We start from the raw sequence: 389 nt of genomic DNA, 5'->3' as shown, positions 1-389 counted from the left end.
GGGTGGGTACCGGCACTGTGTTTCTGCTTTCAGAATTACACCGCTCAAGAAAACGTATCGCGATCGCTGAAAAAAGACACCATCACTTAAAAAACGTCAATCGGGCATTGAGAGAGCAAAACTTCGAGTTTTCTGAAAAGGCTCATCGTGATGAATTGACAGGGATACTTAACCGACACGCGATTCGTGATTGGTTGAAAATGCAGTCGCAACAGGTGAAGCAAGGCCACGGCAAGTTAAGTATGATCTACCTGGACATTGACTACTTTAAAAGTGTGAATGACAAATACGGACACCTGATGGGTGATCATATCTTGCGTGAATTCAGTATGGTGGTTGGCAGCTCTATCAGTGCGACGGACAAACTTGTACGTTGGGGTGGTGAAGAG

General features: G+C 45.5%; 1 protein-coding gene. It reads left to right on the top strand.

Features of this window, described 5'->3' with window-relative positions:
• Positions 1–389 (top strand): GGDEF domain-containing protein (locus tag AB4496_RS28310; RefSeq protein WP_372133370.1); only part of this gene is annotated, 389 nt, incomplete at both ends.

It is taken from the genome of Vibrio sp. 10N.222.46.A1 (assembly GCF_041473595.1).
In the GTDB taxonomy this organism is placed as follows: domain Bacteria; phylum Pseudomonadota; class Gammaproteobacteria; order Enterobacterales; family Vibrionaceae; genus Vibrio; species Vibrio tasmaniensis_A.
The sequence above is the reverse complement of the archived record's forward strand: the minus strand, read 5'-3'. Positions and strand labels throughout refer to the sequence as shown.